The sequence below is a fragment of the Pseudomonas sp. YQ_5 genome, from assembly GCF_043103305.1.
Classification (GTDB): domain Bacteria; phylum Pseudomonadota; class Gammaproteobacteria; order Pseudomonadales; family Pseudomonadaceae; genus Aquipseudomonas; species Aquipseudomonas putida_Y.
In genome coordinates, this window is record NZ_JBICJS010000015.1 from 26,161 (window position 1) to 36,660 (window position 10,500).

At 62.7% G+C, this 10,500-nt stretch carries 8 protein-coding genes; 5 read left to right on the forward strand and 3 right to left on the reverse strand.

Annotated features, from left to right (window positions below; genetic code table 11):
* Positions 1-660 (reverse strand): GntR family transcriptional regulator, encoded by a 660-nt coding sequence (locus tag ACF8EA_RS02825; RefSeq protein ID WP_021783024.1) that lies wholly within the window; start codon positions 658-660, stop codon positions 1-3.
* Positions 661-928: 268 nt separating this feature from the next.
* On the opposite strand from ACF8EA_RS02825, the gene xdhA reads away from it, so the two are divergent.
* From xdhA to guaD, 4 genes are all read left to right on the forward strand, one after another.
* The gene (gene xdhA / locus ACF8EA_RS02830; RefSeq protein WP_021783023.1) at positions 929-2,383 is read left to right on the forward strand and encodes a xanthine dehydrogenase small subunit; all 1,455 of its coding nucleotides are present in this window, start codon (positions 929-931) and stop codon (positions 2,381-2,383) included.
* Positions 2,376-4,775 (forward strand): xanthine dehydrogenase molybdopterin binding subunit, encoded by a 2,400-nt coding sequence (xdhB, locus tag ACF8EA_RS02835; RefSeq protein ID WP_084851151.1) that lies wholly within the window; start codon positions 2,376-2,378, stop codon positions 4,773-4,775. Before xdhA ends, xdhB begins: the two co-directional genes overlap by 8 nt.
* Before the next feature lie 119 nt (positions 4,776-4,894).
* A complete protein-coding gene (gene xdhC, locus ACF8EA_RS02840; RefSeq protein ID WP_180688616.1) occupies positions 4,895-5,740 on the forward strand; it encodes a xanthine dehydrogenase accessory protein XdhC in 846 nt (281 codons plus the stop codon).
* A 10-nt stretch (positions 5,741-5,750) separates the two neighbouring features.
* Positions 5,751-7,055, forward strand: coding sequence for a guanine deaminase (guaD, locus tag ACF8EA_RS02845; protein ID WP_392521070.1), 1,305 nt, complete (start codon positions 5,751-5,753; stop codon positions 7,053-7,055).
* Here the strand turns inward: guaD and aqpZ are convergent.
* Complete coding sequence (gene aqpZ, locus ACF8EA_RS02850; protein ID WP_021783019.1) at positions 7,052-7,750, reverse strand: aquaporin Z; 699 nt, start codon at positions 7,748-7,750, stop codon at positions 7,052-7,054. The two genes, guaD and aqpZ, sit on opposite strands and share 4 nt — an antisense overlap.
* Before the next feature lie 149 nt (positions 7,751-7,899).
* Complete coding sequence (locus ACF8EA_RS02855; protein WP_274147988.1) at positions 7,900-8,655, reverse strand: GntR family transcriptional regulator; 756 nt, start codon at positions 8,653-8,655, stop codon at positions 7,900-7,902.
* A 283-nt stretch (positions 8,656-8,938) separates the two neighbouring features.
* Between ACF8EA_RS02855 and ACF8EA_RS02860 the strand changes: the two genes are divergently transcribed.
* The gene (locus ACF8EA_RS02860) at positions 8,939-10,288 is read left to right on the forward strand and encodes an NCS2 family permease (RefSeq protein ID WP_021783017.1); all 1,350 of its coding nucleotides are present in this window, start codon (positions 8,939-8,941) and stop codon (positions 10,286-10,288) included.
* The last annotated feature ends 212 nt before the right edge of the window (positions 10,289-10,500 follow it).

Genomic DNA, 10,500 nt, shown 5'->3' on the forward strand with positions numbered 1-10,500 from the left:
TCAGCCTCTGGCCAGTGCCGCCAGCACCAGTTCGCAGCTGCGCTGGCCATAGGCGGTGAGCACCTCACGAATGCGCGGCAGGTCGCGGGAGACCACGGCTTCGAGCAGGCGGGCGAACAGGTCGAGATAGTCGCTCATGTTGGCCTGGCGCTGGTCCAGCGACAGGTAATAGGCACGGCTCATGGCCGGCTGCAGGTTTTCCACGGTTTCCTGCAGGAACGGGTTGTCGGCGAACGGGTAGGCCGCACGCATGACCGCAAAACTGTCGGCGACGAAGGTCTTGATGTCGAGCTGGTCATGGGCACGCTGCAGCCGCTGCTGGATCTCCAGAAACGGGCGCAGGTCGGCTTCGGTGCGCCATTTTTGCGCAACCGCATTGCCCAGCAGGATGTAGAACTCGCCCATCAGCGAGCACAGGCTGCGAACGCTGCGCTCGTCCAGCACGGTCACATGGGCACCCCGGCGCGGCAGGATCGCCACCAGATGGCGGCGTTCGAGGATCAGCAGTGCCTCACGCACCGAGCCGCGGCTGACGTTGAGCGCCTGGGTAACCTTCTGCTCCTGGATACGTTCGCCTGGCGCCAGCTCGCCGCGAATGATGCGTTCGGCCAGGTAATCGGCAATCTGCTCGGAGAGGCTGTCCGGGGCCTTGAACGTCATGGTTTTCCTTCAAAATCATTGAACTGGGCACAAGGGGCGAATTGTAGCGTACTTGGGCGGTAGTCGCGCAGAGGGGCCAGGTGGTTTATTTGACCTGTCAGACAGCCACGCGCCCGGCGCGATCTATGCTTGGAATAGAGGCAGTGTGTTCGGCTGGGCATGGACATGTGCAATTTCTTGACCTTTGAGTCAGAAAAATATTGACCTGCTAGACAGGTCTTGCTTAGAGTCCGCCCAACAACAATAAAACCATTGCGAGGCCATCCCCGTGATCCAGTTTCTCGTCAACCAGGAGCTGCGTAGTGAGCACGCCCTGGACCCAAACATGACGGTGCTGCAGTACCTGCGCGAGCACCTGGGCAAAACCGGCACCAAGGAGGGCTGCGCCAGTGGAGACTGCGGTGCGTGCACCGTGGTGGTCGGCGAACTGAGCCAGGACGACCAAGGCAACGACAGCCTGCGCTACCGCAGCCTCAATTCGTGCCTGACCTTTGTGTCGTCGCTGCACGGCAAGCAACTGATCAGCGTCGAGGGTCTCAAACAACAGGGCCAACTGCACAGCGTTCAACAAGCGATGGCAGACTGCCACGGATCGCAATGCGGCTTCTGCACGCCCGGCTTCGTCATGTCACTGTTTGCCCTGCAAAAGAACAGCAGCGGCCCCGACCTGCACCAGGCCCAGGAAGCCCTGGCTGGCAACCTGTGCCGCTGCACCGGTTACCGGCCGATCCTCGACGCCGCCGAGCAGAGCTGCCGCCAGCCCTGCCGCGACCAGTTCGATAGCCAGCAGGCGCAAACCATCAGCCGCCTCAAGGCCATTGCCCCGACCCAGACCGGCGAGCTGAACAGCGGCGACAAGCGCTGCCTGGTGCCGCTGACCGTCTCCGACCTGGCCGACCTGTACAGCTCGCACCCTGAAGCGCGCCTGCTCGCGGGGGGGACCGACCTGGCGCTGGAAGTCACCCAGTTCCACAAGACCTTGCCCGTGATGATCTACGTCGGTCATGTGGCGGAGCTCAAGCGCATCGAGAAAACCGCCAGCCACCTGGAAATCGGCGCCGCCACGCCGCTGACTGACTGCTACACCGCGCTGAACGAAGAGTACCCTGACTTCGGGGCACTGCTTCACCGCTTCGCCTCGCTGCAGATCCGCAACCAGGGCACCCTCGGCGGCAACATCGGCAACGCCTCGCCGATCGGCGACTCGCCACCCTTGCTGATCGCGCTGGATGCACAGGTCGTCCTGCGCCAGGGCGAGCGCCAGCGGGTGATGCCACTGGAAGACTACTTCATCGATTACCGCATCACTGCCCGACAGGACAGCGAGTTCATCGAGAAGATCATTGTGCCGCGCGCCACCAGCGACTGGGCGTTCCGCGCCTATAAAGTGTCCAAACGCCTGGACGATGATATCTCCGCCGTGTGCGGGGCGTTCAACCTCAGCATCGAAGACGGCGTAGTCAGCGGTGTACGCATCGCCTTCGGCGGCATGGCGGCGATCCCCAAACGCGCCCGCGCCTGTGAGGCAGCGCTGCGTGGCAAGCCATGGGACCAGGCTGCCATCGAGCGCGCCTGCCAGGCCCTGGCCGAAGATTTCACCCCGCTCAGCGACTTCCGCGCCAGCAAGGAATACCGCCTGCTGACCGCGCAGAACCTGCTGCGCAAGTATTTCATCGAACAGCAAACACCGCACATCGAAACCCGGGTGACCGCTTATGTCTAACCATCACGTAGCCAAAAGCCAGGCCGAGATGGCCGAACTGTTCAGCCAGGACCTGACCACCGGGGTGGGCCGTAGCGTCAAGCACGACAGCGCCGACAAGCATGTATCCGGCGAGGCTGTGTACATCGACGACCGCCTGGAATTCCCCAACCAGTTGCACGTCTATGCCCGCACCGCCGACCGCGCCCATGCGCGTATCCTGCGCATCGATACCACGCCGTGCTACGCCTTCGAGGGCGTGCGCATTGCCATCACCCACGAAGACATCCCCGGCCTGAAGGACATCGGCCCGGTGGTGGCCGGCGACCCGCTTCTGGCCATCGACAAGGTCGAGTTCTTCGGCCAGCCGGTGCTCGCTGTCGCTGCCCGCGATCTTGAAACCGCACGTAAAGCGGCCATGGCCGCCATCGTCGAGTACGAAGACCTGGAACCGGTGCTGGACGTGGTCGAGGCGCTGCACAAGAAGCACTTCGTGCTCGATAGCCACACCCACCAGCGCGGCGATTCGGCTGCCGCCCTGGCCAGCGCCCCGCACCGCATTCAGGGCACCCTGCACATCGGCGGCCAGGAGCACTTCTACCTGGAAACGCAGATTTCCTCGGTAATGCCTACCGAAGACGGCGGCATGATCGTCTACTGCTCCACGCAGAACCCCACCGAAGTGCAGAAACTGGTCGCCGAAGTGCTCGACGTGCCGATGAACAAGGTGGTGCTGGACATGCGCCGCATGGGTGGCGGTTTTGGCGGCAAGGAAACCCAGGCCGCCAGTCCGGCATGCCTGTGCGCGGTAGTTGCGCGCCTGACCGGCCAACCAACCAAGATGCGCCTGCCGCGGGTCGAAGACATGACGATGACCGGCAAGCGCCACCCGTTCTACGTCGAGTATGACGTGGGCTTCGACGACAACGGCCGGCTGCACGGCATCAATTTCGACCTGGCCGGCAACTGCGGCTATTCGCCCGACCTGTCCGGTTCGATCGTCGACCGCGCCATGTTCCACTCCGACAACGCTTACTACCTGGGCGATGCCACCGTCCACGGCCACCGCTGCAAGACCAACACCGCCTCCAACACCGCCTACCGCGGCTTTGGCGGCCCGCAGGGTATGGTTGCCATCGAGCAGGTGATGGACCATATCGCCCGCCATCTGGGCCGTGACCCGCTGGCCGTGCGCAAGGCCAACTATTACGGCAAGACCGAACGCAACGTCACCCACTACTACCAGACCGTCGAGCACAACATGCTCGAGGAGATGACCGCCGAACTGGAAGCCAGCAGCGACTATGCCGAACGCCGCGAGTCGATCCGCCGCTTCAACGCCAACAGCCCGATCCTGAAGAAAGGCCTGGCACTGACACCGGTCAAGTTCGGCATTTCGTTCACCGCCACCTTCCTCAACCAGGCCGGTGCACTGATCCATATCTACACCGACGGCAGCATTCACCTGAACCACGGCGGCACCGAGATGGGCCAGGGCCTGAACACCAAGGTAGCCCAGGTGGTGGCGCAGATCTTCCAGGTGGACTTCAGCCGCATCCAGATCACCGCCACCAACACCGACAAGGTACCCAACACCTCGCCTACGGCTGCGTCCAGCGGCGCCGACCTTAACGGCAAGGCGGCGCAGAACGCGGCTGAAATCCTCAAGCGCCGCCTGACCGAGTTTGCCGCACGGCACTATCAGGTGACCGAGGAAGACGTCGAGTTCCGCAACGGCCATGTGCGCGTGCGCGACCAGATCGTCAGCTTCGAGCAACTGGTGCAGCAGGCTTACTTCGCTCAGGTGTCGCTGTCCAGCACCGGGTTCTACCGCACACCGAAGATCTTCTACGACCGCAGCCAGGCCCGCGGCCGGCCGTTCTACTACTTCGCCTTTGGCGCTGCCTGCGTGGAAGTGATCGTCGATACGCTGACCGGCGAATACAAGATGTTGCGCGCCGACATCCTGCACGACGTGGGCGATTCGCTGAACCCTGCGATCGACATCGGCCAGGTAGAGGGCGGTTTCATCCAGGGCATGGGCTGGCTGACTACCGAAGAGCTGGTGTGGAACGCCAAAGGCAAGCTGATGACCAACGGCCCGGCCAGCTACAAGATCCCGGCCGTGGCCGACATGCCACTGGACTTGCGGGTAAAACTGGTGGAGAACCGCAAAAACCCGGAAGACACCGTGTTCCACTCCAAGGCCGTGGGCGAGCCACCGTTCATGCTCGGTATCGCTGCCTGGTGTGCAATCAAGGATGCCGTGGCCAGCCTCGCCGACTACCGCGTGCAGCCGCAGGTGGATGCGCCAGCTACACCTGAGCGCGTGCTGTGGGGCTGCGAGCAGATGCGCAAGGCAGTGGCTGAAACACAGTCGCGCGAACTGGAACTGGAAACCATCACCCCCTGACAACGCGAGGCCCTTGTAGGAGCGGGTTTACCCGCGAATGCGATAGTGGCTTCACCGCCGCATTCGCGGGTAAACCCGCTCCTACAAGGGTCGGCAGCATGGCTTAGAGAGGTTGCATCATGCACCAATGGATCAACGCCCTCGCCGACCACCAGTCACGTGGCGAAGCCTGCGTGCTGGTGACCATCATCGAGGAACGCGGCTCGACACCGCGCAATGCCGGCTCAAAAATGGTGGTCAGCGCCAGCGGCCTGTTCGACACCATCGGCGGCGGGCACCTCGAATACAAAGCCTTGCACATCGCCCGACAAATGCTCGAAGAGCAGCGCACCACCCCGCACCTGGAGCGCTTCAGCCTCGGCGCCAGCCTGGGCCAGTGTTGCGGCGGCGCCACCGTGCTGCTGTTCGAGCCGATGGCCGCTGTGCAGGCGCAGATCGCCGTGTTCGGCGCGGGCCATGTCGGCAGGGCTCTGGTACCCTTGCTCGCCGCGCTCCCCTGCCGGGTGCGCTGGATTGACTCGCGCGAACAGGAATTCCCCGAACTCATCCCCAAGGGGGTGACCAAGGTCGTCAGTGAGGAACCGGTCGACGAAGTCGCGGATCTGCCGCCCGGCAGCTACTGCATCGTCATGACCCACAACCACCAGCTCGACCTGGAACTGACCGCCGCCATTCTCAAGCGCAACGATTTCACCTGGTTCGGCCTGATCGGCTCGAAGACCAAACGGGTCAAGTTCGAGCACCGCCTGCGCGAGCGAGGCTTCGACGAGGCCGTCATGGCCCGCATGCGCTGCCCGATGGGCCTGGCCGAGGTCAAGGGCAAGCTGCCCATCGAGATCGCCGTGTCTATCGCCGGTGAAATCATTGCCACTTACAACGCCTGCTTCGGCCAGCACGACGCTGCCGCCAATGCCGGCCCCATTGCCCAATTGCTGCCGCCCTCCCGCCGCAGCCAAGCCATTTGACGAGTGTGTTATGACCGTTACCCGCAAAGCCTACCGTGCCGCCATCCTGCACAGCATTGCCGACCCGGCCGAGGTGGGCCTGGAGGCTTCCCATGAATACTACGAAGACGGCCTGCTGGTGGTCGACGATGGCCGCATCAGCGCCGTTGGGCACGCCAGTGAACTGCTGCCGACGCTGGATGCCGGCATCCCGGTCGAGCACTACCAGGACGCGCTGATCACCCCGGGCTTCATCGATACCCACATCCACTTCCCGCAGACCGGCATGATCGGTTCCTACGGCGAGCAGTTGCTGGACTGGCTCAACACCTACACCTTCCCCTGCGAAAAGCAGTTCGCCGACAAAGACCACGCCGACCAGGTGGCGAAGATCTTCCTCAAGGAACTGCTGCGTAACGGCACCACCACTGCGCTGGTATTCGGCAGCGTGCACCCGGAGTCGGTCAACGCCCTGTTCGAAGAAGCCGAGCGCCTGGACCTGCGCCTGATCGCCGGCAAAGTGATGATGGACCGCAATGCCCCAGAGTACCTGACCGACACCGCCGAGTCCGGCTATGCCGAAAGCAAGGCACTGATCGAGCGCTGGCACGGCAAAGGCCGCCTGCACTATGCAGTGACACCGCGCTTCGCCCCAACCAGCACGCCGGAACAATTGACCCTGGCCGGCCAATTGCTCAAGGAGCACCCGGGCGTGTACATGCACACGCACCTGTCGGAAAACCTCAAGGAAATCGACTGGGTCAAGTCGCTGTTCCCCGAGCAGAAGGGTTATCTGGACGTCTACGATCACTTCGAGCTGCTGGGCGAGCGCTCGGTGTTTGCCCACGGCGTGCACCTGTGCGACGAAGAATGCCAGCGCCTGGCCGAAACCGGCTCGGCCGTGGCCTTCTGCCCCACCTCCAACCTGTTCCTCGGCAGCGGCCTGTTCAACCTGCCCCAGGCCGAGCGGTTCAAGGTCAACGTGGGCCTGGGTACCGACGTTGGCGCCGGCACCAGCTTCTCTCTGCTTAACACCCTGAACGAGGCATACAAGGTGATGCAGCTGCAAGGCGCGCGCCTGCACCCGTACAAATCGCTATACCTGGCCACCCTCGGCGGCGCTCGCGCGCTACGCCTGGAGGACCGTATCGGCAGCCTGCGCCCGGGTAACGATGCCGACTTCGTGGTGCTGGACTACAAGGCCACGCCACTGCTGGACTACCGCATCCAGCAGTCCAACAGCATCGAAGAAACCTTGTTCGTGCTCACCACCCTGGGCGATGACCGTACCGTGCGTGAAACCTACGCCGCCGGGCGCTGCGTGCACCAGCGCTAAGGTTCTTTCGCCAGGCCCCGATACAGCGCGCCGCCGATTGCAGCACCGATCAGCGGCGCCACCCAGAACAGCCACAGCTGCTGCAGGGCCCAGCCACCGACGAACAAGGCCGGCCCCGTGCTACGCGCGGGGTTGACCGAAGTATTGGTGATCGGGATCGAGATCAGGTGGATCAGGGTAAGGGCCAGACCGATGGCGATGGGTGCAAAACCTGCCGGTGCGCGAGAGTCGGTCGCACCCATGATCACCACCAGGAACATGGCGGTCATCACCACTTCACTGACAAAGCCCGCACCCAGCGTATAGCCACCGGGCGAGTGGTCGGCGTAGCCGTTTGAAGCCAACCCCGAAGACAACTCGAACCCGGCCTTGCCGCTGGCGATGAGGTAGATCACCCCGGCCGCCAGGATGGCACCGATCACCTGGGCGATCACATAAGGCAACAGCTCTTTGGCAGGGAAGCGCCCGCCTACCACCAGCCCGAACGACACGGCAGGGTTTAGATGGCAGCCCGAGATATGGCCGATGGCGAAGGCCATGGTCAGTACGGTGAGGCCGAAGGCGAAGGCGACACCGAGCACACCGATGCCGAGAGGGGAACTGGCTGCGAGTACCGCACTGCCACAGCCACCAAGGACCAGCCAGAAGGTGCCGATCAGTTCGGCCCCCATGCGTTTACCCAGGGACATGCTCATGAATCCGTTCCTCAAGAAGTTGAACGCAACGAATGCGCAAGCCCAACTGCTTGATGAAGGTTTGCTCACAAGAATTTAGCAGACCTTTGGGTTATGGCCAGTAGTGGCTGGGGGCTGCCGTGCAGCCCCTCGATCACACCGGCAAACGATCAACCCTTGACGGAAACCTTGGGCTTTTTCAACAGATGCGAGAACACCGCATGCAAATCGTCCGAGGCGCTCTCCTCGTCCAGGTTCAGCTTGCTGTCGATGTGGTCCATGTGATGCATCATCAGGCTCACGGCCTGCTCGGCATCGCGCGCCTCGATGGCATCGATAAGCTGCATGTGTTCATCGTAAGAGCAGTGCGAGCGGTTGCCGCTTTCGTACTGGGCAATGATCAGCGAAGTCTGCGAGACCAGGCTGCGCTGGAAACTCACCAGCGGTGCATTGCCCGCCGCTTCGGCCAGCTTGAGGTGGAACTCACCGGAAAGGCGGATGCCGGCACCCCGGTCACCGCGCGAGAAGCTGTCGCGCTCCTCACGCACCATATGCCGCAGCTCGTTGAGCTGGTCGAGGGTAGCATGCTGCACCGCCAGCTCGGTGATGGCGCGTTCGACCATGCGCCGCGAGAAGAACACCTGGCGCGCCTCTTCCACGGTCGGGCTGGCCACCACCGCGCCGCGGTTCGGCCGCAGCAGCACCACGCTTTCGTGGGCCAGGCGCGACAAGGCGCGGCGGATGATGGTGCGGCTGACGCCAAAGATCTCGCCCAGCGCTTCCTCGCTCAACTTGGTGCCCGGAGCCAGACGCTGCTCGAGGATGGCCTCGAAAATATGCGCGTAGACGATGTCGTCCTGGGTACCGCTGCGGCCGGCCTTGCCGACTCGTGCAGGTTTTTTCAGAGGTTGCAGCTGTTCGTTCATGGGCTCTCGAGGCACGAAGAGAAAGTATGGCGCCATTGTACACAGGCTGAGGCGATTCCGCAGGGGGCGTTTTACCTATATAGCCGTTGTACGACGCATTGCGCATACAAAACATAAAACATTATTTGCATTATTTGTACACAAAAGCATAATCCATCGAGCAACTTCTTGACCCTTGAGTCAATAAAACGGTCAGACGTCTGCCTTCCCTCGCGGAGCCGCCAAGTGCATTGCGCAGGAAACTGGCTCCATAACAACAAGAAAGACTTGAGGAGTACCCGCTGTGGAAAGCCGCAAATCCGAAGCCCCTACGCTGGATCTCGCCCCACCGCTCGAAACGAGCTGGCTGGAGCGGATTTTCAAACTCAAGCAACACGGCAGCACCGTCAGAACCGAAATGATCGCCGGGGTGACCACCTTCATCACCATGGCCTACATCATCTTCGTCAACCCCAACATCATGGCCGACGCCGGCATCGACCATGGTGCCGCTTTTGTCGCCACCTGCATCGCCGCCGCGCTGGGCTGCCTGCTGATGGGCCTGTACGCCAACTGGCCGGTAGGCCTGGCGCCAGGCATGGGGCTCAATGCCTTCTTTACCTACACCGTTGTCGGCACCATGGGCTACAACTGGGAAACGGCGCTGGGGGCGGTATTCGTCTCGGGCGTGCTGTTCATGTTCCTGACCTTGTCGAAAGTGCGCGAATGGCTGCTCAACAGCATCCCGGTCAGCCTGCGCCATGCCATGGGGGCCGGCGTCGGATTGTTTCTCGGGCTGATCGGCCTGAAGACCGCAGGCATCATCGTCGACAGCCCTGCCACCCTGATCAAGCTGGGCTCGCTGCATGAACCGGGGCCACTGCTGGCAGCCGTGTGCTTCCTGCTGATCGCCATCCTCAGCTACAAGCGGGTCTTCGGCGCGATCCTGATCAGCATCATCGGTGTCACCGTCGCAGGCTGGGGCCTGGGCCTGGTCAAGTTTGGCGGGGTGATGTCGATGCCGCCGAGCCTGGCGCCCACCTGGATGGCCATGGACGTGGCTGGCGTGTTCAACGTCAGCATGATCAGCGTGGTGCTGGCGTTCCTCTTCGTGCACATGTTCGACACCGCCGGCACGCTGATGGGCGTCGCGCAACGAGCCAACCTGGTGGCGCCGGACGGGCGTATCGAGAACCTGTCGAAGGCGTTGAAGGCTGACAGTGCCTCGAGTGTGTTCGGCGCGGTGGTAGGTGTACCGCCGGTGACCAGCTATGTGGAGAGTGCTGCGGGGGTTGCCGCAGGTGGCCGAACCGGCCTGACGGCTGTGGTGGTAGGCCTGCTGTTCATCGCCGCGATGTTCTTCGCGCCGCTGGCCGGGATGATTCCTGCCTACGCGACAGCCGGTGCACTGATCTACGTTGCAATGCTGATGATGGGTAGCATGGCGCACATCCATTGGGATGAGGCCACCGACAGCATTCCGGCGATCGTCACGGTGATCATGATGCCGCTGACGTTCTCGGTCGCCGATGGTATTGCCCTGGGCTTCATCAGCTATGTGGCATTGAAGGCGGGTACCGGCAAGTACAAGGAAATCTCGGCCAGCCTGTGGGTGCTGTGCGCGATCTTCATTGCCAAGTTCGTGTTCCTCTGAGCACCGGTCGCCTGGCTCGATATCGCGTCGTACAAACAAGGCGGTCGCGCGCGCCTGCCACAGGCGTTACTGGCCCGAAACAAACGTAGGAGCGAGCAAAGCTCGCGATGCGCCGCGCGGGCGGCGCTCGATTTCTGCCACCCCCTGAAACCCACGGCAAACACACCCGGCCATTACGCAACGTCATGCCGGGCGGTGCGGCCTTGAAGGTA

Coding starts and splice junctions, on each gene's coding strand:
- ACF8EA_RS02855 (WP_274147988.1), bottom strand. CDS start 8,655: ATGAACGAACAGCTGCAACCTCTGAAAAAACCTGCACGAGTCGGCAAG.
- ACF8EA_RS02825 (WP_021783024.1), bottom strand. CDS start 660: ATGACGTTCAAGGCCCCGGACAGCCTCTCCGAGCAGATTGCCGATTAC.
- aqpZ (WP_021783019.1), bottom strand. CDS start 7,750: ATGAGCATGTCCCTGGGTAAACGCATGGGGGCCGAACTGATCGGCACC.
- xdhB (WP_084851151.1), top strand. CDS start 2,376: ATGTCTAACCATCACGTAGCCAAAAGCCAGGCCGAGATGGCCGAACTG.
- xdhC (WP_180688616.1), top strand. CDS start 4,895: ATGCACCAATGGATCAACGCCCTCGCCGACCACCAGTCACGTGGCGAA.
- guaD (WP_392521070.1), top strand. CDS start 5,751: ATGACCGTTACCCGCAAAGCCTACCGTGCCGCCATCCTGCACAGCATT.